Source organism: Nonomuraea mangrovi, from assembly GCF_042681425.1.
Classification (GTDB): domain Bacteria; phylum Actinomycetota; class Actinomycetes; order Streptosporangiales; family Streptosporangiaceae; genus Nonomuraea; species Nonomuraea mangrovi.
On record NZ_JBHUFV010000033.1, the window covers coordinates 647,925 to 671,799 of the forward strand.

Here is a 23,875-nt window from a genome sequence, read left to right on the forward strand (position 1 = left end):
CCCGTTGTTCGGCAGGTTTCGCTGATCCCTGGGGGTGAGCCCCCAGGTAGACACTGAACCCATGCGTATCGGAGTGGACACCGGCGGCACGTTCACCGACGTCGTCGCGCTCGACGAGCGAACCGGCGAGATCTTCACGACCAAGACACCCTCGACGCCCGCCAACCCGGCCGACGGCTTCATGGCGGGCATCGCGAAGGTGGGCGGCGGCCCGGTCACAGGGCTCGTCCACGGCACGACCGTGGCGACCAACCAACTGCTCGAGGACCGGATCGCCTACCTGGGCTTCGTGACGACCGAGGGGTTCGAGTTCATCCTGGAGATCGCCAGGCAGAGCGTGCCCGACGGCTACGGCAACTCCTACTTCTGGGTCAAACCGCCCAGGATCGTTCCCGTGCACAGGGTGAAGACCGTCGGCGGCCGGCTCGACCACCTGGGCGAGGAGGTCAGGCCGTTCGACGAGGAGGAGGCGGCGCTGGTCGCCCGGTGGTTCAGGGAGCAGGGGATCACCGCGATCGGCGTGTGCTTCCTGCACTCCTACGCCAACCCCGCCCATGAACGGCGCATGCGGGAGGTGCTCGAGCGGGAGCATCCCGAGGCGGTGGTGTCGCTCTCGAGCGACGTGCTGCGCGAGTACAGGGAGTACGAGCGGTCGGTGACCACGCTGGTCGACGCGGCCGTCAAGCCGACGATGCGGCGTTACATCGCCAACCTGTCCGAACGGCTCGGCCTGCCGTTCTCGGTGATGAAGTCGAACGGGGGCGTCCTGAGCGCCGCCGAGGTGGTGCACCAGCCGATCACCACCGTGCTGTCGGGACCCGCCGCGGGAGCGCTGGGCGCGGCGCTGATCGCCTCCACCGCGGGGCGGCCGTCGGTGATCACGCTGGACGGCGGCGGCACCTCGACCGACGTCGCGGTGGTCGTGGAGGGGGAGCCCTCGCTGACCACCGAGGGGTCGATCGGGCGCTACCCGTGCAAGATCCCCATGATCGACATCGTGACCGTCGGCGCCGGTGGCGGGTCCATCGCGTGGATCTCGCCCGAGGGCACGTTGAAGGTGGGACCCAAGTCGGCGGGCGCCGACCCAGGGCCGCTCTGCTATGGCAAGGGCGGCGGCGACGTCACGGTCACCGACGCGCACGTCTTCCTCGGCAGGATCCCCCCGCACCTGCTCGGCGGGGAGATCCCGCTCGACCGCGAGGCCGCGAGGCAGGGCATCGAGGCGCTGGCGGGCAAGCTCGGCCTGACCCCCGAACGCACCGCGACCGGCATCCTGGAGATCAGCGCGTTCAACCAGTGCAACGCGATCCGCCAGATCACCGTCAAGCGCGGACTCGACGTGCGCGACTTCCCGCTCGTGACGTTCGGCGGCTCGGGTCCGCTGCTGGCCTGCCGCCTCATCGACATCCTCGGCATGCCCGCGGTGGTCGTGCCGCCCGACCCCGGCAACGTCTCGGCGTTCGGGCTGCTCACCGTGGACGTCAAGAACGACTACGTCCGTACCTACGTCACCCGCGAGCCCTCGGCGGACGTGCTGGCCGACGTCTTCGCCGAGTTGGAGGGGCACGCCGTGCTGGCGCTCGACAGGGAGGGCTTCACCGCGCCCGTCTGCCAGCGCAGCGCCGACCTGCGCTACTACGGCCAGGCCTACGAGGTGCGCGTGGCCGCGCCCCCGGGGCCACCGGACGGCGAGTGGCAGGCCGAGGTGGTCGCCCGCTTCCACGAGGCGCACGAGAAGCTCTACGGGTACGGCTACCGCGGCGATCCCCGGCACGCGGTCGAGTGGGTCAACCTGCGGGTGTCCGGTATCGGACCCATCACCCGACCCTCGATCCCGGTGCGGCCCGCGCGCAGCGGGCCCATGGCCGAGCCCGGCGCCCGCCGCGTCTCCTTCGACGACGACGGCTGGTCGTCGTGTCCCGTCCACGCGCGCGCCACGCTCCGCGCGGGCGACGTGATCACCGGCCCGGCCGTCATCGAGGAGTACGGCTCGACGCTGCCGCTCCACCCCGGCTTCACCGCCGAGTGCGACGCCCACGGAAACCTGATCGTCCGCAAGGAAGGGACCCTCCAGTGACCGTCGACCCGGTCCTCGTCGAGATCGTCGAGGGCACCCTCGCCTCCGTGGAGATGGAGGTCGAGACCGCAATCGCGCGCACCGCCCGCTCCCCGATGATCCGCGACGCCCACGACTTCCGCGCCGGCATCCACGACGTCAGGCTGCGCAAACTCACCGGGCGCTCCTACTCGGCGCTCGTCCAGCCGATCGTCCGCGACTTCCCCGTCGAGACCATGAACCCCGGCGACGTCTTCTTCCACAACGACGTCTACCTGTCCGAGGGCGGCATCGGCCACCTGCCCGATCTCTGCGTCACCGTCCCCGTCTTCCACGGCGGCGAGGTGGTGGCGTTCGTGCAGGCCTTCGGCCACCATGACGACATCGGCGGCGCCGTACCTGGGAGCATGCCCTCCCACGCGCGTTCGGTCTTCGAGGAGGGGCTGATGGTCCCGCCGATCAGGCTGTGGGACCGCGGCGTCCCCAACGAGGCCGCGCTGCGGATCATGACGCGCAACTCCCGCATGCCCGACTCCCTGGCCGGCGACCTCGACGCCGAGTGCTCGGCGTGCCTGATGGGCGCGCGCCGGCTTGGCGAGCTGTTCGACAGGTACGGCAGAGCGGCCGTCGAGCAGTGCTTCGACGCGATCATCGACAACACCACGCAGACGTTCCGCAGGGAACTGCTGTCGAAGATCCCGCTCGGCACCTACGTCTGGGAGGACTACGCCGAGCACGACGGCGTCGACGAGCCGCGCCTGCACACCCAGCGGATCACGCTCACCAGGCTCGAGGACCGCCTGGTGATCGACTTCACCGGCACCTCGCCGCAGGCCAAGGGGCCGATCAACCACGCGGGCGACTACGCCGACGGGGTGTTCCTGAAGAAGTGGCTGGCCCCGATCCTGCGCAACCTCGCCGACACGCCCGCCCGGATGGCCGAGCTGGACGTCAACGAGGGGGTCGTCCCGCTCATCGAGATGCGGTTCCCCGACAAGGGGACGCTGCTCACGCCGATCTTCCCGGCGCCCACCAACGCCAGGACGTTCGTCATCCTGCGCCTGCTGGGGGTGCTGGCAGGGGTGCTGGCCAAGGCCACGGGCGGCCGGATGCCCGCCGACCAGGAGACGATCAGGTACACCGGCGTGTACGGCGACGACGCGGACGGCATGCCGTACCTGATGAGGGAGGTGCTGGGCGGCGGCTCGGGCGGCCGGTGGTACGCCGACGGGGAGGACACGATCCACGTCGTGCCCGACTCGCGCAACATCCCCGTGGAGTTCGCCGAGGCGCGCTGGCCGTTCAGGGTGGAGCGGCTCGGGCTCGCGGTCGACTCGGGCGGGCCAGGGCTGTTCAGGGGCGGGCTCGGGTACGACAAGCACATCAGGATGCTGCGCGACGCCTCCTACATGTCGATCGCGGACCGGTCGATCCTGTCGTGCTGGGGGGTCAACGGGGGCCTGGCGGGGCGGCCCTTCACGGTCTCGGTGGCGGGGCAGGAGATGGAGGGCCTGGTCGACGACCACCCCGTGAGGGCCGGTGAGATCATCCGCATCCGCACCACGGGCGGCGGTGGCTGGGGCTCCCCCTACGACCGAGACCCGCTGACGGTGGCTGCCGACGTCCGCGACGGCAAGGTGTCGGTGGAGGGGGCGAGGGAGGACTACGGCGTGGTCCTGTCGGACGGCGTGGTGGACGACCTGGCGACGTCGGACCTGCGTGCGAGGCTGCGCGCCCGGTCGGCCCGCTTCTTCGACCGGGGCCCCGGCTACCCCGCGCTGGCCGACGGCCGCACCCACGCGGAGGTGGACGAACCCTAGCCGCGGCCCCCCTCGGGACGCCGTGAGCGGGAGCAGGGCCGCGGGCAGGGACGGGGGCAGGGCCAGGGGAGTGGCGGCGCGGGGGTGCCATGATGGCGCACATTCCGATTTGGAGGACGATGTGCGTATCGCCCTGGCCGGCCTGGCCACCAGTCACCCCTACACCGACGCCCGTACCCTGGCCCGCCACGCCGAGCTCGTCGTGTGGGAGCAGGACCCCGACAGGCTGCGACGCTTCACCGACGAGCACCCCGGCGCCGAGGTGGCCTCGAGCCTGGCCGGCCTGCTCGCGACCGCCCCCGACGGCGTCGTGCTGACCGTGCCGAACCCGCAGGCCCCGCAGGCGCTGGAAGCGGTCCTGGAGACCGGCGCTCCCGTGTTCATGAACAAGCCCGCCGCCGCCAGCCGCGCCCAGCTGGAGGCGCTCGACCGGCTGGAGATCACCGACAGGGTGCTGTCCAGCTCGGTGCTGCGTTTCGCCCCCGCCTTCACCGCGGCCAAGATCGATCCCGAGGCCGTGCTCTCCGTGCGCGCCACCGTCAGGCACGACGTCGGCATCTGGGCCACCGGATACAACCCGTGGCAGGACACTCCGGGCGAAGGCGGCGGCACGATGGTCACGATGGGCGTCCACGGCGTCGAGTTGCTCGTCGCGCTGCTCGGCCCCCAGGTGCGCCTGGCCGGCGCGGCGGGCGCCATCAGGCACTACGACGGCCTGCGCTCGGAGGACACCGGCGTGATGGCGCTGCGCTGGGACAGCGGCGTCACCGGCACCGTGGAGATCATCGGCGTCTCGGAGTCCGAGGCGTACACGGTGACCGTGCACACCCGCGAAGGCTCCTCGGAGATCGTCATCGAGGGCGGCGACGACGTCCTGAAGGGTCTCGGCTACGAAGGCACCGTCGAGGCGTTCCTCGCGATGGTCGGCGGCGCGCCGAGCCCCGTGCCGTGGGCCCAGACCAGGGCCATCCTCGACGTGCTCGTCACGGCCCGCGAGGCGGTACCGGCCTGACAAGCCCTTCCCCCATTGACAGGGCAAGACTCGCGAAGTTACGGTCTGGACCGTAAATGAGAGGAGTTCGGGGTGCGGACGGTAGTGGAGCTCGAGGAGCGACTGGCGCGGCCCAGCGAAGGACTTGTCGCTGACCTGGCCAGACTCGACGGCGACATCATGATCCTTGGAGCGGGAGGGAAGCTCGGCCCCAGCCTGGTGAGGCTGGCGCTCAACGCCGCCAAGGGCGGCAAGCGGATCACGGCCGTGTCCAGGTTCTCCGAGCCGGGCCTGGCCGACGCGCTCACGGCGGAGGGCGCCACGGTCGTGAGCGCCGACGTCGCCGACGAGCGGGCACTGCGCGACCTGCCCGAGGTGGAGAACGTGGTGTTCCTGGTCGGGGCCAAGTTCGGCACGCAGGGCGCCGAGCACGCCACGTGGTTCACCAACTCCTACCTGCCGGGCCGAGTCGCCGACCGGTTCAGGGACAGCAGGATCGCGGCGCTGTCGACCGGCAACGTCTACCCGCTGGTCCCGGTGACCAGCGGCGGCGCCACCGAGGAGACGCCGCCGGACCCCGTGGGCGAGTACGCGATGAGCTGCCTCGGAAGGGAGCGGGTGATGTCGCACTTCAGCGAGAAGTACGGCACCCGCCTGTCCCTCATCCGCCTCAACTACGCCGTCGAGATGCGCTACGGCGTGCTCGTCGACCTGGCCCAGAAGGTGCACGCGGGAGAGCCCGTCGACGTGTCCACGGGCATGGCCAACGTCGTGTGGCAGGGCTACGCCAACGAGGTCACTCTGCGCTCGCTGCTGCACGCGTCCGCGCCGCCGTTCGTCCTCAACCTGACGGGACCCGAGCTGATCTCGGTACGGCAGGCCGCGCTCGACCTCGGCAGGGCGCTGGGCAAGGAACCCGCGTTCGCCGGTGAGGAGGCGCCGACCGCGCTGCTGTCCAACGCCGCCAAGTGCCACCGGCTGTTCGGCTATCCCGAGCTGACGCCCGCCGAACTGGTCGAGCTCACGGCCGCGTGGATCGCCGAGGGCGGCCCGCTGCTCGGCAAGCCGACGAAGTTCGAGCGCCGCGACGGCCGGTTCTGACCAGCATGCTCATCGATCAAGGGGGAAGCGACGTGCTCAGCACGGCTCCAGAGGCACAGACGTCCGTGCGGGACCTGTTCAGGCGCGGGCTGGTCATTCCCGCGCACCCGCTCGCGCTCGACGCCGACCGCAGGCTGGACGAGCGCCGCCAGCGGGCGCTGACCCGCTACTACGTGGACGCGGGAGCGGGCGGGCTGGCGGTAGGCGTGCACACCACGCAGTTCGCCATCCACGGCACCGAACTGCTGCCGCCCGTCCTGGAGTTGGCGGCCGAGACCGCCCGCGAGGCGGGCCGCGAGATCGTGCTGGTGGCGGGCGCGACGGGCCCGACCCGTCAGGCGGTGGCGGAGGCCGAGCTGGCCAGGTCGCTCGGCTACCACATGGTGCTGCTCAGCCCGCACAAGGAGCTGGACGAGGACGGGCTGATCGAGCGCGCCCGCGCGGTCGGCGAGGTGCTGCCGGTCATCGGCTTCTACCTGCAGCCCGCGGTCGGCGGCCGCACGCTGTCGCGCGACTTCTGGACCAGGCTGGCCGCCGTCGAGTCGGTCGTCGGCATCAAGGTGGCGCCGTTCGACCGCTACCGCACGCTGGACGTGCTGCACGGCGTGGTCAGGGCGGGCAGGGCCGAGGAGGTGGCGCTCTACACGGGCAACGACGACCACATCCTGGCCGACCTCATCACCACGCACCGCGTCGTCGTCGACGGCCGTCAGGTGGAGGTCGAGTTCGTCGGCGGGCTGCTCGGCCAGTGGGCGGTCTGGGTGAAGAAGGCGGTCGAACTGCTCGACGAGGCCAAGCTCGCCCGCGCGGGCGACGACGCCGCCGTGCGCAGGCTGCTCGGCCTCGACGGCCACCTGACCGACGCCAACGCCGCCATCTTCGACTCCGCCAACGGCTTCCACGGCTGCATCCCCGGCATCCACGAGATCCTGCGCCGCCAGGGGCTGCTGGCGGGCCGCTGGTGCCTCGACCCCACCGAGGAGCTGTCGCCTGGACAGCTCGCCGAGATCGATCGCGTGTGGTCCGCCTACCCCTGGCTGCGCGACGACGACTTCGTGGCCGAGGGCCTCGACCGGTGGCTCGCCTAGAGCGTCAGCCGGTACAGGGTCAGCGGGCGGCCGCTGGTCCCGCTGGTCAGGTTGCCGGTGCGTTCGGCGAGCCCGGCCAGCTCCAGCCGGTGCAGCATGCGGCGCGCGGTCCGCTGCTGCACCGCGAGCCGTTCGGCGATCTCCCTGGTGGTCAGCGGCTCGCCGCCGGCCGCCTCGCGGGCCTCGAGCAGCTTCTCCAGCGTCGGCACCGACAGGCCGACCCTGCGCGCGATCACCGACAGGTTCTGCTCGCCCGCGGGGGTCGCGCTGACCGACTCCAGCACGATGTCGGTGTCGGCGCGCAGCGACAGCACGGCCGCGACGTCGCCGATGCGGCGGGCGCGGGCCAGCGCCCTGCGCGCCAGGCTCTCCGCCTCGGCGGCGCTGCGCCCCAGCCCGAAGCCGACCCTGACGACCTGGCTGGGCACGGCCAGGCGCGACAGCATCGGCAGCCCGGTGAAGTTGCCCGTCGCGTCGGCCAGCGGCCCCCGCGTGGTGACGAGCAGGTGGGTGCCGCCCCTGAAGGCGGCCAGCGTGCCGCCGAGGGCCGCGGCCTCGCGCAGCAGCCCCTCCTCCCTCTCCACCTCGATCAGCCCGAGCGCGATCTGCGCGTCCTCCTGCGCTTGCCCCTCCGCGGTCAGCAGGAGCTGGCGCAGCGCCACCCGCACCGAGTGCACCGACGGCGCCAGGCGCAGCACGTGCATGTCGTCGCGCAGCGCCTCGTGCACCGAACTCAGGCAGGTGATCACCGCGTGGTCGCCGCCGCGCCGGTGGAAGGAGACCGCCTTCTTGGAGGTCATCTCCGGCCGGTAGGGGAGCGTGCGCACCTGCTCGGTGGGCAGCCCCGCCTCCTCGAACGTGGCGATGACGTCGGCGGCCGAGATGGTGTCGATGGACAGGCGCGTGATGTCCTGTCCCTCGTGCTGGAGCCGTACCAGGGCGGTCAGCAGCGTCGCCCCGGAGTAGTCGACGAACGCCGCGGGCCGGGTGAGGACGTCGGCGTCGCGGGCCAGCATGTATGGCACGATGCCGGTGAAAAGCCAGCCCTCCACCGTGGCCGAGTGCGCCTCGACGATCGCGGGGGCCTGCGACTCGTGGTCGTAGTCGAGCCGCAGCGCGGTCACACCCGGCTGCTCCTCGCAGGTGGCCGCGACGTCGTCGACCAGATCGTGCGGGCCGACGACCCCGATGACGATACCCACCCACGCCTCCCTCTGCATTATTACGGTCAAGACCGAAAGGTTAACTCGTGACCCCGAAGTTTCCAACCATGGCAGATCCCGAGGGCCGCACGCTCGGCGACGAGGAGGTGGCCGCGCTCGAGCGGGTGATCCGCTCGGGCATGCTCAACTCCGTCTGGGGGACCGAGGGCCGGGCGCTGGAACGCGAGATGGCGGAGCTGTACGGCTCCCGCCACGCGATCGCGTGCAGCTCCGGCACCGCGGCCCTCCATCTGTCGGTCGTGGCGGCGGCTCCTGATCCCGGGGACGAGATCATCACGACGCCGATCACGGATTTCGGGACCGTGGCCCCCATCTTGGCGCAGAACGCGGTCCCTGTCTTCGCCGACGTGGACCCCGCTGACGGCAATCTCGATCCCGGCGCGGTGGCGAGGCTGATCGGGCCGCGTACCAGGGCCATCATGGCGGTCCACCTGTTCGGCGCGCCCGCGAGGGTCGACGAGCTGCGGGCGCTGGCCGACGAGCACGGCCTGACCCTGATCGAGGACTGCGCCCAGGCCTGGCTCACCGAGCTCCCAGACGACCCGGGCCTCCCAGGCGAGCCGGTGCTCGCAGGCCACCCGGGTCTCGTCGGCCGGTCCGGCGGAGGCAGGCTCGCGGGCACCGTCGGGCAGGTCGGCACGTTCAGCCTCCAGCAGTGGAAGCACATCACCTGCGGTGATGGCGGCCTGGTCATCACCCAGGACGACGCCATGGCCCACAGGATGCGCCTGTTCTCCGACAAGGGCTGGGACCGCGCGGCCGGCCGCTCGCATGCCAGCCTCGGCCTCAACTACCGCATGACCGAGCTCCAGGCGGCGGTGGCCCGCGCCCAGCTGGCCAAACTGCCGGGAGTCCTCGAGGCCAGGCGGCGCACCGCCGTGCGGCTCATCGCGGCGCTGGAGGGCGTGCCGGGGATACGGCTGCCGCGGCCCGAGGGGCACGCCTGGTGGCTGTTCCCTCTCGTCCTGCCCGACGGGAAGGCCTCGGCGCTGGCCGAGCACCTGCGGGCCGCCGGGATTCCGGCGCGGGCCGGTTACCTCGGCGAGCCCCTGAACAGGGCGCCGGTGTGGAACGGGCCCATCTACGGCTCCTCGCCGTACCCACTGGAGGGTTATGCGCCCGACGCCTGCCCCGAGGCCGAACGACTGGTGGCTGAGACGCTGCTGGTCATCGACTGGAACGAGCACTACACCGACGAGCACGTCGAGCTCGTCGCCGAGCGGGTCAGGGACTGGTCGTAGTCACGTTCGTGTATCGGGCATTGACCGTTGGTCTCCCCGCTCATTAGGTTTCGGTCAGGACCGGTATTCATGAAAGGAAGCCGCCGATGAGGAAGGTAGCGGCAGCCGGAATCGCGGCCGCCATGACGGTCGTGATCGCCGGGTGCGGGTCCGGTGGCTCAGGCGCGTCGGACAAGAGCACGGTCACTCTCTGGATGTACCCCGTGATCGCGGACCAGGCCAAGAACCAGGCGTTCTGGGGCAAGGTCGAGAAGGACTTCGAGGCCGCCAACCCGACGGTCGACGTCAAGATCGACCAGCAGCCGTGGGACGGCCGTCAGGAGAAGATCACGACGGCCCTGGCCTCGAAGACGGGCTTCGACCTGGTCGTGCTCGGACCCGACCAGATTCCGCAGTACGCCCAGCAGGGCACCCTCGAGCCGGTGGACGACGTGATCGCCAAGGACAAGGCCGCCTACCTGCCCAACGCGCTCACCGCGCTGACGGTCGACGGCAAGCTCTACGGCGTCCCGATCTACCAGACGATCACCGCCCCGATCTTCAACAAGAAGCTCTTCACCGAGGCGGGCGTCACCGAGGTCCCCGACACTCTGGAGGAGCTGAAGGCTGCCGCGCCGAAGCTGGCCGCCAAGAAGGTCGCCGTTCTCGACTACCCCGGCAAGCCCGAGGTGTCGCTCAACCAGAGCTTCTACCCGATCCTCTGGGCCAACGGCGGCACCGTCTTCGCCCCCGACGGCAAGACCGTCGCCTTCAACGGCCCCGAGGGCGTGGAGAGCCTGCAGTTCCTGCTGGACCTGAAGGCCGCGGGCGGCCTGCCCGAGAACACCGCGAGCAAGGGCAACGACATCGAGGGCGGCCCGCTGGCCGGCGGCAAGACCGCGATGTACCACGCGGCCACCGCGGGCATGGTCGAGCAGCTCGCCGCCGCCATCGGCCAGGAGAACGTCGGCGTCGGCCTGCCCCTCGAAGGCAGGAAGCGGGTCGCGTTCGGCATCCCCGGCGGACTCGTCGTGGCCAAGCACTCCAAGAGCAAGGACGCCGCGAAGAAGCTCGCCGCCTACATCTCCTCCCCCGCGGTGGGCGCCGAACTGGCCAAGGAGTCCGGCTTCTTCACCGCGCGGACCGACGTGACGATCCCCGGACAGACCGAGGCGTCCAAGGAGTTCGCCAAGTCGCTGGAGTTCGCCTTCCCCGGCGACACCCACCCGAAGGCCCGCCAGGTGATGGCCATGGTCGCGTCGCACATCCAGGCGGCGCTGCTGGGCAAGGAGGACGCCAAGACCGCCCTCGACGCGGCGGCTAAGGAGGCCAACGAGCTGCTGTCCAGCGGCAGCTGACACGATGAGGGCCTTCCTTCGGGAAGGCCCTGCTTTTCTGGAAAGGTGTGAAACCCGGTGCGTCATCGCCTGCGTGACCCGGTCACGGGACTGCTGTTCGTCCTGCCCGTGCTCGTCCTCTTCCTGATCTTCCGGATCTTCCCCACGCTGGGCGCGGCAGGCATGAGCCTGACCAACTGGAACATCGGCGGGGAATGGGACGTCATCGGCGCCGACAACTACGTCCGGCTGTGGAACGACGCGAACTTCTGGGCCAGCCTGCGCGTCACCCTGGTGTACGCGGCGATCTTCGTGCCGCTGACGGTGCTCGTCTCGCTCGGCACCGCGCTGCTCCTCAACGCGGTGATCTTCATGCGGGGCCTTTTCCGCAGCATGCTCTTCCTGCCCTACGTAACCAGCTTCGTGTTCGCGGGCATCATCTGGCGCTGGATCTACGAGTTCGACGGGCTGCTCAACGGCCTGCTCGTCAAGATGGACCTCGGCCCCCTCCAGGTCCTGGAGGACTCGGCTCTGGTGCTGCCCGCGCTGGCGATCGTCTCCTGTTGGAAGGGCTTCGGCTACTCGATGCTGATCCTGCTGGCGGGGCTGAAGGCCATCCCCGGCTCCTACATGGAGGCCGCCCGAGTCGACGGCGCCAGCGCGTGGCAGCGCTTCCGCAGCATCACGCTGCCGCTGCTCAAGCCCGCCCTGTTCTTCGTGGTGGTGATCGAGACGATCAGCTCGTTCCAGGTCTTCGACACCATCTACGTCATGACCGGCGGCGGCCCCGCCAAGGCCAGCTACACGCTCATCTACGGCATCTACGAGCGCGGCTTCAGGTTCTTCGAATTCGGCTACGCGGCCACGTGGGGCATGGTGCTGTTCGCCATCGTGCTGGCCGTCTCGCTCATCCAGCGCCGCTTCCTCGGCAGGGGGAACACTTGACCTCCTCCCCACGGCTGAAGCCAGGGGACTCCAACCCTCGCGGGTCGGGTTTCCTGCTTCACCGCCGGCCGCCCGCCCAGCTTGCGCCGCTTGGGTCTCACGCCGGCTCCACAGGCGTTTCACCTCTCGGCCAGCCCGACCGCGAGGATGTTCTTGGCCGCGTTCACATCCCGGTCATGGGACGTGCCACAGGCACACTCCCACGTCCGGACGTGCAGCGGCATCGTGTCTTGCCCAGCGCCGCACGCCGAGCACAGCTTGGAGGAGGGAAACCAGCGGTCGATCACGACCAACTGCCGCCCATACCAACTCGTCTTGTACTCCAGCATGCCGCGCAGTTCCCGCCAACTCGCATCCGAGATGGCGCGCGCCAGGCGGCGGTTTTTGACCATGTTGCGCACGGCAAGATCCTCGATCACGACCGTTTGGTTCTCACGGACGAGTCGAGTAGTCACTTTGTGCAGGTGATCACGGCGCCTGTCGGCGATCCGGGCATACACCCGCGCCACCTTGAGCTTCGCCTTCCGCCGGTTGAGCGAGCCGTTCTCCTTGCGGGCCAACTCCCGTTGCATCCTGGCCGGCTTGCGCCGGTCGGCCCGCTCATGCTTCGGGTTGACGATCTTCTCTCCGGTCGACAGCGTCACCAGGGCGGTGATACCCGCGTCCACGCCGACCGACCGCGCCACGGGATCGAGCGGCCGGATCGCGTCTTCGCAGAGGATGGACACGAACCAGCGTCCGGCCGCGTCCTTCGACACCGTCACCGTGGACGGCTCGACGCCCTCGGGAAGCGGACGCGACCACACGATGTCCAGCGGCCCGTCCATCTTGGCCAGGGTGAGCCGCCCATCACGGAAGGTGAACGCCGAGCGGGTGTACTCCGCCGACAGCCGCGACTTCTTGCGGGACTTGAACGCCGGGTATCTGGCCCGCTTGGCGAAGAAGTCGGCGAAGGCGGCCTGCAGGTGACGCAGCGCCTGCTGGAGCGGGACCGAGGACACCGTGTTCAGGAACGCGAGCTCGTCGGTGCGTTTCCACTCGGTCAGCGCGGCCGACGACTCCACATAGGAGATCCGCCGCCCTTCCTTGGAGTAGGCGCGAGCGCGCTCCTCCAACGCCTTGTTGTAGACGAGGCGGACGCAGCCGAACGTCCGGGCCAGCTCTTCGGCCTGTCCGGGGGTCGGATAGAAGCGGTACTTGAACGCCCGCTTCACGCTCTGTGCCACGCCACAGGTTCTACCGCACGATCAGCTGGGTGCGGACGGGTATTCGAGATCAAAACTCGTGCGGCGCCGTGCCGCGTTTCCTCCCCAGGGCAGAAGCCCGGGGTCTCCACGCTTCAGGAGTTCGGATGACGCTCACCGCCACCCGCCCCGCCGCCACCACCGCCCCCGCCAGGGTGAAGCCCAGCCGGCCACGCGGCAGGTGGGCGCTGTACGCCCTGCTCGCCGTCATGTCGCTGCTGACGGTCACGCCGTTCATCGCGATGATCATCGTGGCGCTCAGCCCCAAGGGCAAGCCCACGGTTCCCGTGCAGTGGCCCGACTCGCTGACCTTCGACAACATCGCGCAGGTGCTGTCGGCCTCCGGGTTCGCCCAGTGGACGCTCAACTCGCTGATCTACTCGGCCGTCTCCGTGGTGGTCATCCTGATCACCGCCTCGATGGCCGGCTACGCCTTCGCCAAGAAGCGTTTCCCCGGCCGCGACGCCATGCTCTGGACGTTCCTCGCCACGATGATGGTGCCTTTCCAGGCGACGCTGATCCCCGTCTTCGTGCTCATCTCCGACCTGGGCGGCGTCGACACCTTCTGGGGCCTGATCGTGCCGACCCTCGCCAACTCGCAGGCCGTCTTCCTGATGCGCCAGTTCATCCTCGGGCTGCCCGACGAGCTGTTCGACGCGGCCAAGGTGGATGGGGCCTCCGAGCTGCGCGTGTACTGGACGATCGTGGTGCCGCTCACCAAGCCGATCATGGCCACGCTGGGCGTGTTCGTGTTCCTGTGGCACTGGAACGACTTCCTGTGGCCGCTGGTCATCGCGCAGAGCGACGCGACCAGGACGCTGACGGTCGGCCTCACGGTCCTGCGGACCGAGGAACTGCAGTGGTCGATGATCATGTCCTCGGCGGCCGTCTCGGCCGTGCCCTGCCTGCTGGTGTTCTTCCTGCTGCAGCGATACCTGGTCAACAGCATCGCGATGACCGGCATGAAGTAGCCGGCTCACCGCTTCGGTCGGGAACGGCCTAATCTGGACGCCCGAAACGTCCGGTGAGGGAGCGATCATGAGCACGGCAATCGACACGCGCGCCGCCGGCCTGCGCGACCGCCTGCGCGGCGCGCTGGTGGCCGCCGCCGCGACCCCGATGACCCGCTCGGGCGAGGTGGACCTCGACCTCGCCGAGAGCTACTTCCACCGGCTTGTCGCCACGGGCGCCGACGCCCTCGCCGTCCTCGCCCACACCGGCCGCGGACCCTTCCTTCCCGCCGAGCTCCGGCGCGAGCTGATCCTGCGCGCCAGGACCGCCGGCGTTCCCGTCATCGTGGGCGTCGGCGGCTCCTCGGACCAGACCGGGCCTCCCGGTACGGCTGCGCGCCCGCGCGCCGCCCGTGCGACAGACCCCGCGACCGCCTCGCCACCCGCGAAGGACTCCGGCAAGCCCTCCCGCGACGACGAGCGGGCGAGCACAGGGGCGTTCTCGATCGCGATGCCCCCCGCCGAGACAGCCACCGCCGCACACGATCCCGGCACGCGCGAGCCCGGTGATGGCGGGCACGGCGCTCCCGCACCCGGTGGTGGCGCGCACGGGGACATCGGTCGCGGCACGACCGAGCGCGGGGACGCGGGGGGTGGCGCGCGCGGGCACGGTGATGGCGGAGACGGTGAGGCGGGGCGCGGTGTGCGGGGGAGCGAGGCGGCGCTCGGGGACGACCCGGTCCGCGGGACCGTGGCGGACGCGCGGATGGCGGCCGAACTCGGCGCCGACGGTGTGCTGGTGTTCCCCTCGGCGGGCGACAGGGTGGCCGAGCACGACGCCGTGTGGCAGGCCACCGGTCTGCCGATGATCGCGTTCGACCTCTACACCGCCCCTTGCCCGCCCGCCGTCCTGGCCGAGATCCTGCGCCACCCCGGCGTCGCGGGCCTCAAGACGGCCCTGCTGTCGGACGCCATGGGCTGCCAGGAGACCATCGCCCTGACGCGGGAGGCAGGCAGGCTGGCGCTGACAGGTGAGGACCGCATGTTCGGCGCCTCCCTGCTGTGGGGGGCCGAGGCCGCGCTGGTCGGGATCGCGGCGGCCTCGGTGGAGGCGACGGCCGCGGTACTGCGCGCGTTCGAGGGCGACGATCTGCGCGCCTTCGAGAAGGCGTCGGCACGGCTCGACCGGCTCGCCGCGGCCACGTTCACCGCGCCTATGGAGGGATACGTCCAGCGCATGCTCTGGCTGGCAGCGGCCGAGGGGCTGATCCCCGAGGCCCACGCCCACGATCCGTTCGGCCCTGAACTGCCCGAGGGAGAGCGCGCCGCGGTCATCGCCGCGTCCTCCTGACCCGCACCGCCGTCGGTCTGGGTCTGGTGCGGCCGACCCTGGAGCCATTCTGGCCCTGAGACTCCCCGCCCGGGACTTCGCCCGCCGGGGCCGGCGTGAGGTGACGGGGGTGTCGGGCGGGGCGGTGCCGTGACGGTGGCAGGCCCCGCGCGCACGAGAAGCGTGCCCCTGGACGGAGCCGGGCCACGTGCCCAGGGTGGCGCCCTCCCGTGCGTGCCGTGAAGAGAAAGACGTGCGGGAGACGAGCCGCGGGGGGCGGGCCGCACGCGGGGGAGCCGCACGGGAGGAGAGCTGTAGCGAGGGCGGCCCCGTCGCGCGGGCGGGGCCGGGGGCGGTCAGCTGTACGGGGAGATGGCGATACGGACGAGGTTGCGGCCCTTGATGCCGTAGAGCGCCCGGTGGGAGGGGTCGATGTTGAGCTTCGACCCGCCGCCGAACCAGTCGCTCGCCAGCCCCGTCACGATCGTCTTCGACGTCCACGACAGCAGGTTGATCCTGTAGACGGCGTCCACGTCGCTGGTGTAGGCGGTGAAGCCGGCGATGAGCAGGTCGCCTCCCCTGCCGTTGACCTTGAGCGTCCTGCTGATCTTCTTGCGCAGCAGGTCGTACTCGAACAGCACGCCCGTGTTGGTGATCCCGTAGACGGCCAGGGGGGTGTGCTTGAGCCCGGTGATCGTCCCGATGCCCGGCAGCGGCTCGATCTCCCACAGCTTCTCGCGCGTGCGCAGGTCGAAGGCGGCCAGGCGGGCCGTGGGCGTCACCGGTGGCGCGCCGAGCCCCTCCTGGGTGCTGGTGCCGAGGTAGACGACGCCGCGCAGCGCGGTCACCGAGGCGACGGTCTGGCGCTCCACGACGGGCCGGTAGGTGTCGACCTCGCCGCTGCGCGGGTCGTAGACGTCGAGCGCGCCGTTGGGATGTCCCGGCTCCGACTGGGTGGGCATGATGATCAGCCCGGTATGCCTGTCGTAGGCGAGGTCGCGCGGCCGGTCCTGGTTGTGTCCTGTGCGGAACAGCAGCCTGGCCTCGGGGTCGCCGATGCGGTGGGAGTAGAGGGCGGCCTGGGTGTAGACGCCGAGGTACGTGGTGCCCTCAACGGTGATCATGGTCTTCGGCTCGCCGGGGACGGGCAGCCTGGTGACCTCGCGGGTGGCCAGTTCGTGGATGTCGGCGCCGCTCTTGCCGCCGACGTAGACGTACTTCCCGTCCGAGTGCACGGACATGGGCGCCTCGGCGGCGGCCCGGAAGCCGCGCTGCACGTGGCTGAGGTAGTCGATCTTGTTGGTCGCCGGGTCGTAGACGAAGACGCCGGTGTCCTGGATGCCGTAGATGCGCCCCTCGTGCTCCAGGATCCTGCTCGTGGCCGCCTCGAAGAACGGCACGCCGAGGACGTCGAGCTTGTCGGTGGCGATGTGGTAGCGGTAGAAGGTGCCGGACGGCCGTCCTGCGAAGTAGACCCAGCCGTCGTGGACGAGCACGGAGACGACGTACTTCTCGCCCGGCGCGGTCGCCTTGACGATCTTGTAGTTGGCCGGGTCGGCCTTCTCGACCACGAGCAGTTCGGCCAGCGACAGCACGCCGCCCGCCACGTGCGTGTCCGAGCTCGACATGCTCGACACCCAGTCGCGGTCGGCCAGCTCGGCGGGCAGCAGGTCGCGCTTCTCGCCGGTCTTCCTGTCGATCGCGATGAGGTGGGCGTTGGTGCCGATGCCGGCGTAGACGTGGTCGGCGTCGGCCTGGATGCTGCGCACGTACGACTCGCCGGGCACGGGCTGACCGAGGTCGCGGCTGGCGCCGGTGGCGGGGTCGTACTCGACCACTCTGCCAGGCTCCGACATGCCCATGTAGATCTTGCCGTCGGGCGAGGAGGCCATCGTCCAGATGAAGTGGTCGGGGTACTCGGCGAGCTTGGTCGTCGTCCCGGTCAGCGTGTCGATCCGGTAGAGGTCGGACCTGGAGTGGGTGCCGACGTAGACGTCGGTGCCGACCTTGCACATGGCCCAGATGCCCACGCCCGTGGGGATCTCGTAGTGCGTGGTGATCTTGTCGGTGCCGAGGTCCCATGCGCCCACGACGTTGGGCGACAGGCCCCGCGAGCCCATGTAGAGCACGTCGCCGACGAATTCGGCGTTGCCCAGGGGGCTGGCGACGCTGGCGGGGCCGAGGTCGGTGAGCGTGCCTTCGGGCTCGCGGGCCGCGGCGAGAGCGGGGGTGGCCGGAAGGGTCGCCGCCGCCGCGGAGGCGGCGGCGGCTTGGAGGAATCGGCGGCGCGGGATCATGCGCTGGCTCCCTTGTGAAGTTTTCGCCGCACGCTATAACGGCCTAGGCCGTAATGTCCAGGCTGAAAAGTCGTACGGCGTTGCGCCACGCGATCGCCTCGGCGGCCTCGGGAGACAGGTTCGCCGCCGCGACGGCGCCGAAGGCCGAGGCGGGATCGATGAGCGTGGAGTCGGTGCCGAACAGCAGCCGGTCCTGCTCGACGCCCGCGACCACGGCGGCGATCCGGCCGGCCGGTGCGTGGGAGTAGCACGGTTCGAGATAGAGCCGGTCGCAGGCGGCGGCGGCCTCGATGGCGTAGCGGAAACCGTCGGCCCCCATGTGCCCCGCGATCACCCGCAGGCCGGGTGTGTCGAGGCAGACCTGCGCCAGGTCGAGCACCGAGGGGCCCCACGTGTGGACGAGTGCGGGCACCCCGCGGGAGGCCACCAGTGCCAGCGCCTCGCGCAGTTGCGGCGAGGTGACGGGGGAGCCCGTGTAGTCGGTGTGGATCTTCACCCCGACGAAGCGCCCCGTGGGCAGGTACTCGTCGAGATCCCGCTCGGCGTCGGCCGGCCGGCGCGGGTTGACCGTGACGTACCCGTAGTGCCGGTCGGTACCGGCCAGCCAGGCGGCCAGCGCCCTGTTGCCCGACGCCGCGTCGTAGATGACCGCCTCGGTGGCCGACACGATCGACACGTCGATGCCGTAGCGGTCCATGGTCGCCCTGTTGGCCTCGGCCACGTCCATGGTGAAGAACCACGGGCCCCAGTGCGCGTGCACGTCGACGATCATCCGAACAGCCTCTCTGCGTTGCCGCCCGCCACGGCGGTGATCTCATCGGGCTTCAGGCCGCTGGTCGCCAGCCGCAGCAGGGGGACCAGCGGTTCGTAGTGGGGGGTGCGGGAGCCGTACAGCAGCCGGTCGGCGGGCACGGCCTCCAGCGCGTCCGGGGAGTTGAGCAGCCGCGTCGAGGTGTGGAAGCCCGGCTCGTCGGCGGCGGCCACCAGGAAGTCGCCGAGGTGGTAGAAGTGCGTGTCGAGGAAGACGACCTTGGCGCCGAGTCCCGAGAACGGTTGCCAGAAGCGCCGTACGTCCCCGCCGGTCAGCACCACGAGATCGAGCGCGGCCGCCCGCCTGGCGACGTGCCGTACGGAGGGGAAGCCCGCCTCGACGCCCTGCTCGTCGGGGAAGAGCCTGACCGCCTTCACCCCGAGGGCGGCCAGCCGCTCCATCTCGCGCACCGAGCCGATGGGGTCGCGCAGGTCGAGCGCGCCCACGGGGACGGCGCCCCGGACGGCGAGGGCCTCGTCGTTGCCCGAGCGCATGTCGAACAGCGCCGCCCGCAGCGAGGCCACGGCCCCGGCCTGGATCCGGTGCTCGGCCAGCCGTTCCATGACCGCCGCCGGCGTGCCGGGCGGTCCTTCCCTGTCGGCGTAGGCGCCGACCAGCACGTCCACATCGAGCGTCACCGTGAGCTCGCCGATCAACTCGCGCGCGTCGAACGCCGTCACCATCGCCTCCATTGACTATTCGCGCTCAAAACATTACGGTCTGGGCCAAAATCGAGCAACAGGAGGAGGCGCCGTGTGCCGAGACCGCTCTGCGCTCCCCGCTCGTCCCGTCGCTCCTCCTCCCGGCTCCCGTACGCGCCGCCACCTGCGCGTCCGCCGTGACACGGTACGGCCCCGCGTCGCCCACCTCCGCCGCCGCCCATGCGCGGCGAAGAGCACGCCCCCACCCCGACGCCCGAAAGTGACGCCGTGAAAACTCTCGTCGTGGCGCTGGTCGCCGCGCTCCTCACCGCCGCCTCCCCAGCGGAGGCGGCCACCTGCCAACCCCCGACGGTGGAGAAGTTCGGCCCCGCCTCCGTGACGGGCGCCATCGTCGGCGCCTCCGTTCACGAGGGCAAGGCCTACCTGGTGACCCGAGGCCAGAAGCCGCCCGTGCTGGCCGAGTTCGACCTGGCCACCCGCAAGGTCGTCAGGAGCGCCACACTGCCTGACGCGCCCGCCACGGGTGAGCCCGAAGGCGCGTGGGCCACCGTGGTCTCGGGTGGCAAGGTCTACGCGGGCACCTATCCCGTTCCCGACCTCTACAGCTTCGACCTCGCCACAGGTGAGGTGAAGCACCTGCACTCCTTCGGCAGGAACGGCGGCTTCGTCTGGAGCCTGGCCGCCTCCCCCGACGGCACGATCTACGCGGGCACCTATCCCGACGGCAGGGTGTGGGAGTACAGGCCCGACACCGGCGCCGTGCGCAACTTCGGCGTCCTCGCGGCGGGCGAGCGCTACGTCAGGTCGGTCGCCGCCGACGCCGACCACGTCTACGCCGGCCTGCTCGACAAGGGCAAGCTCATGTCGATCGACCGCGGCAGCGGAGCGGTGCGCGAGCTGGCGCAGGGGCCCACCGGCATCGGCGTGGTCGCCCCGCACGGCGACAGGATCCTGGCCGTCAGCGGCACGACGCTGATCGACGTCCGCAGGGACGGCGCCGACGTCAGGAAGGTCGAGACGGGGGCCGGCCTCGACGCGCTCGTGTCGACCCCCGACGGCACCGTCTACGGCACCAGCAGGCCCGACGGCACCGTCTACCGGTACCGCACGGGTGACACCGCCCTCACCAAGGTCGCCGACGCGCCCTCGCCGGGCGACGAGACCAGGCGCCTCGAGCTCACCGCCGCGGGCACGCTGGTCGGCTTCTCGGGCAGCGGCGGCATGTGGTCCCTCGACCTGGTCTCGGCGACCTCCGAGTTCGTCGACCTGATCGAGGCGGGGCTGCCCGGCGGCGCCGAGCGCCCGCAGAGCATGCTCGTGGTGCCCAACAGAGCCGTCTACATCGGCGGCCACTTCTCGATGGACGTGCGCGACCTGCGCACGGGCGAGCACCGCCGCTTCCGTGTCCCTGGTGAACCCAAGGACCTGGTGCGGCGCGGCGACAAGATCTACGCCGCCGTCTACCCCAGCGGGGAGATCGTCTCCATCGACATCAGGACCGACAAGGTCGCCAGCCTCGGCTTCCTCGGCCACGGCCAGCAGCGCCCGTGGGACATCGAGTACGACCCGCGTACCGACAAGCTCCTGGTCGCCTCCGCCCCGCTGGGCGCCAGGCTCAACGGCGCGCTGTCGATCGTCGACCCCGACTCCGGCGAGATCGACGTCTACGAGGGTGTCATCCCCGACCAGAGCCTGATGAGCCTGTCGCTCGACCCGGACGGGGGCGTGGTGTACCTGGGCGGCGACGTGCTGGGCGGCGGCGGCACCCCGCCGACGAAGGCCTCGGCCTCGGTGGCGGCCTTCGACCTGCGGACCCGTACGGTGCGATGGCAGGTGGACCCGGTCGCCGGCTACCGCACCTTCCAGGACGTCAAGGTCCACGACGGCCTGCTCTACGGCGTCTACAAGCGCAACTCCGGCGCCTGGATCGCCCTCGACCTCGCGACCCGGACGATCAAGTACCAGGGCACGCTGTCGGGCTACGGCGAGCTGACCGTGCACAGGGGCAGGGTCTTCGCCTCCACCTTCTTCGGCGGCGGCAACGCCTACGTGCTCGGGACGGAGGCCAAGCTCCTGGCCACGGGACTGGGCGACGAGTGGTACACCAATCCTCAGCTGCACTTCGAGCCGGGCTCGTGGCGCGCTTGGGCGCTGTCGGGCAGGGAGCTGGCCAGGATCAGGCTTGACCCCAGGTGCCCGTCGAGCTAGGTTTCGGTCTGTGCCGAAATTGACGGACGCGCACCGCCTCATCGGGCCCGTACCCTTCGACGACCTGCCGGAGGACCCGCGGCCCGAGATGGACCGCCTGGGCATCGAGCAGGCCTACGTGACCCACACGCTGAGCCTGTACTCCGACGCCCGGGCGGGCAACCAGGCACTCTTCGAGCTCGACGACCCCCGGTTGATCCCCGTCCCCGTCGTCGTCCCCGAGGCGTTCGCGGACATCCCCCGATGGCCGGTCCCGATGGTGCGGCTCTGCCCCGAACGGCACAGGTTCGACCTGACAGGGCCCGTCGCCCTGCGCTGGCTGGCCGAGCTCGACACGATCATGGCGATCGACCTGGAGGAGACCTCGCCCGCCCAGCTGCTCGCCCTCACCAGGCGGCTGCCCGGCCAGCGGATCCTCCTGCTCAACCCGGGCTACCGCAGGCTGCGCGCGATCGCCGAGCTGATGTCGGAGGCGCCCACCGTGTGGCTGGAGATGGGCACGGTCAACACTCAGCGCGCCGTCGAATGGCTGGCCGAGCGCTTCGGCGCGCGCCGCCTGGTCTTCGGCACCGGCGCGCCGATCCTCGACGACTGCGGCCCCCGCTTCCTGCTGGACCACCTGGAGCTGCCCGGCAAGGACGTCGAGCTCATCGCGACGGGAGGCGACCTGCTGTGATCCTCGACGCGCACGGTCACGTCGGCACCTGGCCCGACTTCCTCATCCCCGACCCCACCGCCGAGGGCCTGGTCAGCCTCATGGACAGGCTCGGCATCGACGCCATGGGCATCAGCCACCTGCTCGGCGTCGGACCCGACGCCGTCGAGGGCAACCGCCTGGCCTTCGAGATCGCCGCGCGCCACCCGGGCAGGTTCGGCGTCTGGCAGGTCTACAACCCCCACCACCGCACTCCGCTCGTCACCGAGGGCGTGTGGGGCGTCAAGATCCATCCCGACGTGCACCAGTGCCCGCTGGACGACCCGCGCTACGCGCCCGTGTGGGAGCTCGGCCTGCCGGTCCTGGCCCACGGGCAGACCGACTCCCCGTGGAGCGACCCCGCCCGGTTCGCGGTCGTGGCGGGCCGCCATCCCGACGTGCCGCTGCTCATGGGGCACACCGGGCTCTGGCCGTACGGCTTCGCCCGCGCCGCCCGCCTGGCGGCCGACCACCCGAACCTCTACCTGGAGACCTGCGGCTCGAAGATGACCGGCCGCTGGATCGCCAGGCTGGCCGAGCTCGCCGGCGCGGACCGGGTCATGTTCGGCTCCGACTCCTGCTTCCTCGACCTGCGCGCCGGATACGGCCGCGTCGCCCTCGCGCCGCTCGCCGACGCCGACAGGGCGCTCATCCAGGGCGGCAACCTGGCCCGCGTACTCGCCCGATCATCCGGAGGATTCCCGTGACCCTCGCCCTGCACGGCGGCACCCCCGTCCGCTCCACCCCGTGGCCCTCGTGGCCACCGCCCATGGACGACGCGCAGCGCAAGCTCGTCACCGACGTGCTGGAGAGCGGCCTGTGGGGCGCCACCCAGGGCGGCTCGGCCGTCTCCGACCTGACCGCGGCCTTCGCCGGCCGCTCCGGCGTGCCGTACGGCGTGGCGGTGGGCAACGCCACGCTGGGCCTGTTCGCCGCGCTGCGCGGCCTCGGCGTCGGGCCGGGCGACGAGGTGATCGTGCCCGCCTACACCTTCGTCGCCTCGGCCACCTCGGTCCTGCTCGCCGGCGCGACCCCGGTCATCGTCGACGTCGACCCGGTGGACCTGCACCTGTCCGCGACGGCCGCGGAGGCGGCGATCACCTCGAAGACCGTGGCGGTCATGCCGGTCCACCTGGCGGGCAGCCCCGCCGACATGGACCCGTTCAACGAGCTGGCGGCGCGTTACGGCCTGGTCGTCGTGGAGGACGCGGCCCAGGCGCACGGCGCCGCCTACCGTGGACGCCCGATCGGCGGTCTCGGCGACGCGGGCGTCTACAGCTTCCAGGCGAGCAAGGCGATGACCGCGGGGGAGGGGGGCCTGATCGTCTGCCGCGAGGAGTCGGTCCACGAGGCGATCTGGTCGGTGTGCAATCTCGGCCGCAAGCTCGGCGGCCAGTGGTACGGCCACCCGAATCTCGGCTGGAACCTGCGCCTGACCGAGATCCAGGCGGCCCTGCTGATCCCGTGGCTGGACCGGCTGGACGCCGAGATCGACCGGCGGGAGGCCTTCTGCGCCGCGCTCGACCTCGGAGACCTGCCCGTGCGTGCCGTGCCGCAGCCCGAGGGCACCACCCGCGACTCGCGGCATCTGCTGATGCTCCGCTTCGAGCAACCGGTCGACCGCGCGTTCCTGCTGGCGGCGATGGCGGCCGAGGGCGTGCCGCTGGAGGCGGGCTACCCGCCGCTGGGCACGATGAGCGCGCTCACGGAGGCGGGTGCCCGCGCGGAGCCGTGCCCCGCCACGCAGGCCGCGGCCGAGAGCGTCGTGTGGGTGCGCCAGTCGATGCTCATGGACGACCCCGCGCGTGCCGTCGACATCGCCGAGGCCCTCGCCAAGGTCCTGAGTGCCTGACCTTCTAATTTCGGTCTTTACCGGAACCTTCTCGTCGTTTTAAATT

At 71.0% G+C, this 23,875-nt stretch carries 18 protein-coding genes and 1 pseudogene; 14 read left to right on the forward strand and 5 right to left on the reverse strand.

Annotated elements, in window-relative coordinates; all coding sequences use genetic code 11:
* Window positions 1-61: 61 nt before the first annotated feature.
* The 5 genes from ACFSKW_RS21420 (at window position 62) to ACFSKW_RS21440 (ending at window position 7,056) form a co-directional block, all read left to right on the forward strand.
* Window positions 62-2,077: a hydantoinase/oxoprolinase family protein gene (locus ACFSKW_RS21420; RefSeq protein WP_379574072.1), complete on the forward strand. Its 2,016-nt coding sequence runs from the start codon at window positions 62-64 to the stop codon at window positions 2,075-2,077.
* Window positions 2,074-3,876: a hydantoinase B/oxoprolinase family protein gene (locus ACFSKW_RS21425; protein WP_379574073.1), complete on the forward strand. Its 1,803-nt coding sequence runs from the start codon at window positions 2,074-2,076 to the stop codon at window positions 3,874-3,876. Before ACFSKW_RS21420 ends, ACFSKW_RS21425 begins: the two co-directional genes overlap by 4 nt.
* A gap of 121 nt (window positions 3,877-3,997) precedes the next feature.
* Window positions 3,998-4,888, forward strand: coding sequence for a Gfo/Idh/MocA family protein (locus tag ACFSKW_RS21430; protein ID WP_379574074.1), 891 nt, complete (start codon window positions 3,998-4,000; stop codon window positions 4,886-4,888).
* A gap of 72 nt (window positions 4,889-4,960) precedes the next feature.
* Window positions 4,961-5,968, forward strand: coding sequence for an NAD-dependent epimerase/dehydratase family protein (locus ACFSKW_RS21435; protein ID WP_379574075.1), 1,008 nt, complete (start codon window positions 4,961-4,963; stop codon window positions 5,966-5,968).
* Window positions 5,969-5,973: 5 nt separating this feature from the next.
* Window positions 5,974-7,056, forward strand: a complete 1,083-nt coding sequence (locus ACFSKW_RS21440; RefSeq protein ID WP_379574076.1) for a dihydrodipicolinate synthase family protein — start codon at window positions 5,974-5,976, stop codon at window positions 7,054-7,056.
* On the opposite strand, the gene ACFSKW_RS21445 is transcribed toward ACFSKW_RS21440, so the two are convergent.
* Window positions 7,053-8,258, reverse strand: coding sequence for a helix-turn-helix domain-containing protein (locus tag ACFSKW_RS21445; RefSeq protein WP_379574077.1), 1,206 nt, complete (start codon window positions 8,256-8,258; stop codon window positions 7,053-7,055). The two genes, ACFSKW_RS21440 and ACFSKW_RS21445, sit on opposite strands and share 4 nt — an antisense overlap.
* Window positions 8,259-8,326: 68 nt before the next feature.
* On the opposite strand from ACFSKW_RS21445, the gene ACFSKW_RS21450 reads away from it, so the two are divergent.
* The 3 genes from ACFSKW_RS21450 (at window position 8,327) to ACFSKW_RS21460 (ending at window position 11,781) form a co-directional block, all read left to right on the forward strand.
* Window positions 8,327-9,520, forward strand: coding sequence for a DegT/DnrJ/EryC1/StrS family aminotransferase (locus tag ACFSKW_RS21450; RefSeq protein ID WP_379574078.1), 1,194 nt, complete (start codon window positions 8,327-8,329; stop codon window positions 9,518-9,520).
* Window positions 9,521-9,606: 86 nt separating this feature from the next.
* The gene (locus tag ACFSKW_RS21455; RefSeq protein WP_379574079.1) at window positions 9,607-10,857 is read left to right on the forward strand and encodes an ABC transporter substrate-binding protein; all 1,251 of its coding nucleotides are present in this window, start codon (window positions 9,607-9,609) and stop codon (window positions 10,855-10,857) included.
* A 57-nt stretch (window positions 10,858-10,914) separates the two neighbouring features.
* Entirely contained in the window at window positions 10,915-11,781 is an 867-nt protein-coding gene (locus ACFSKW_RS21460; protein ID WP_379574080.1) for a carbohydrate ABC transporter permease, read from the forward strand.
* Between the two features lie 50 nt (window positions 11,782-11,831).
* Here the strand turns inward: ACFSKW_RS21460 and ACFSKW_RS21465 are convergent.
* A pseudogene (locus tag ACFSKW_RS21465) lies at window positions 11,832-13,007 on the reverse strand (RNA-guided endonuclease InsQ/TnpB family protein); the annotation flags it as partial.
* A 125-nt stretch (window positions 13,008-13,132) separates the two neighbouring features.
* Between ACFSKW_RS21465 and ACFSKW_RS21470 the strand changes: the two are divergent.
* A complete protein-coding gene (locus tag ACFSKW_RS21470) occupies window positions 13,133-13,996 on the forward strand; it encodes a carbohydrate ABC transporter permease (protein ID WP_379574081.1) in 864 nt (287 codons plus the stop codon).
* Window positions 13,997-14,063: 67 nt separating this feature from the next.
* Window positions 14,064-15,326 carry a dihydrodipicolinate synthase family protein gene (locus ACFSKW_RS21475; protein WP_379574082.1) on the forward strand — a complete coding sequence of 421 codons (1,263 nt, stop codon included), beginning with the start codon at window positions 14,064-14,066 and terminating at the stop codon, window positions 15,324-15,326.
* 335 nt (window positions 15,327-15,661) lie between these two features.
* Here the strand turns inward: ACFSKW_RS21475 and ACFSKW_RS21480 are convergent, their stop codons facing one another.
* Genes ACFSKW_RS21480 through ACFSKW_RS21490 form a run of 3 tightly spaced genes read right to left on the reverse strand, consistent with a single transcriptional unit; the run spans window position 15,662 to window position 19,096 of the window.
* Window positions 15,662-17,602, reverse strand: a complete 1,941-nt coding sequence (locus ACFSKW_RS21480; protein WP_379574084.1) for a ligand-binding sensor domain-containing protein — start codon at window positions 17,600-17,602, stop codon at window positions 15,662-15,664.
* A 43-nt stretch (window positions 17,603-17,645) separates the two neighbouring features.
* On the reverse strand, window positions 17,646-18,374 hold the full coding sequence (locus ACFSKW_RS21485) for an amidohydrolase family protein (protein WP_379574085.1): 729 nt from the start codon (window positions 18,372-18,374) through the stop codon (window positions 17,646-17,648).
* Window positions 18,371-19,096, reverse strand: a complete 726-nt coding sequence (locus ACFSKW_RS21490) for an amidohydrolase family protein (RefSeq protein WP_379574086.1) — start codon at window positions 19,094-19,096, stop codon at window positions 18,371-18,373. Before ACFSKW_RS21490 ends, ACFSKW_RS21485 begins: the two co-directional genes overlap by 4 nt.
* Before the next feature lie 246 nt (window positions 19,097-19,342).
* Between ACFSKW_RS21490 and ACFSKW_RS21495 the strand changes: the two genes are divergently transcribed.
* Genes ACFSKW_RS21495 through ACFSKW_RS21510 form a run of 4 tightly spaced genes read left to right on the forward strand, consistent with a single transcriptional unit; the run spans window position 19,343 to window position 23,829 of the window.
* Window positions 19,343-21,283 carry a hypothetical protein gene (locus ACFSKW_RS21495; protein ID WP_379574087.1) on the forward strand — a complete coding sequence of 647 codons (1,941 nt, stop codon included), beginning with the start codon at window positions 19,343-19,345 and terminating at the stop codon, window positions 21,281-21,283.
* Between the two features lie 10 nt (window positions 21,284-21,293).
* Window positions 21,294-21,959 carry an amidohydrolase family protein gene (locus ACFSKW_RS21500; protein WP_379574088.1) on the forward strand — a complete coding sequence of 222 codons (666 nt, stop codon included), beginning with the start codon at window positions 21,294-21,296 and terminating at the stop codon, window positions 21,957-21,959.
* Window positions 21,956-22,684 carry an amidohydrolase family protein gene (locus tag ACFSKW_RS21505; protein ID WP_379574089.1) on the forward strand — a complete coding sequence of 243 codons (729 nt, stop codon included), beginning with the start codon at window positions 21,956-21,958 and terminating at the stop codon, window positions 22,682-22,684. The genes ACFSKW_RS21500 and ACFSKW_RS21505 overlap by 4 nt, the downstream gene beginning before the upstream one ends.
* Window positions 22,681-23,829 carry a DegT/DnrJ/EryC1/StrS family aminotransferase gene (locus ACFSKW_RS21510; RefSeq protein ID WP_379574090.1) on the forward strand — a complete coding sequence of 383 codons (1,149 nt, stop codon included), beginning with the start codon at window positions 22,681-22,683 and terminating at the stop codon, window positions 23,827-23,829. The genes ACFSKW_RS21505 and ACFSKW_RS21510 overlap by 4 nt, the downstream gene beginning before the upstream one ends.
* Window positions 23,830-23,875 lie beyond the last annotated feature (46 nt).

Coding starts and splice junctions, on each gene's coding strand:
- ACFSKW_RS21440 (WP_379574076.1), top strand. CDS start 5,974: ATGCTCATCGATCAAGGGGGAAGCGACGTGCTCAGCACGGCTCCAGAG.
- ACFSKW_RS21480 (WP_379574084.1), bottom strand. CDS start 17,602: ATGATCCCGCGCCGCCGATTCCTCCAAGCCGCCGCCGCCTCCGCGGCG.
- ACFSKW_RS21490 (WP_379574086.1), bottom strand. CDS start 19,096: ATGGTGACGGCGTTCGACGCGCGCGAGTTGATCGGCGAGCTCACGGTG.
- ACFSKW_RS21455 (WP_379574079.1), top strand. CDS start 9,607: ATGAGGAAGGTAGCGGCAGCCGGAATCGCGGCCGCCATGACGGTCGTG.
- ACFSKW_RS21420 (WP_379574072.1), top strand. CDS start 62: ATGCGTATCGGAGTGGACACCGGCGGCACGTTCACCGACGTCGTCGCG.
- ACFSKW_RS21485 (WP_379574085.1), bottom strand. CDS start 18,374: ATGATCGTCGACGTGCACGCGCACTGGGGCCCGTGGTTCTTCACCATG.
- ACFSKW_RS21470 (WP_379574081.1), top strand. CDS start 13,133: ATGACGCTCACCGCCACCCGCCCCGCCGCCACCACCGCCCCCGCCAGG.
- ACFSKW_RS21475 (WP_379574082.1), top strand. CDS start 14,064: ATGAGCACGGCAATCGACACGCGCGCCGCCGGCCTGCGCGACCGCCTG.
- ACFSKW_RS21450 (WP_379574078.1), top strand. CDS start 8,327: ATGGCAGATCCCGAGGGCCGCACGCTCGGCGACGAGGAGGTGGCCGCG.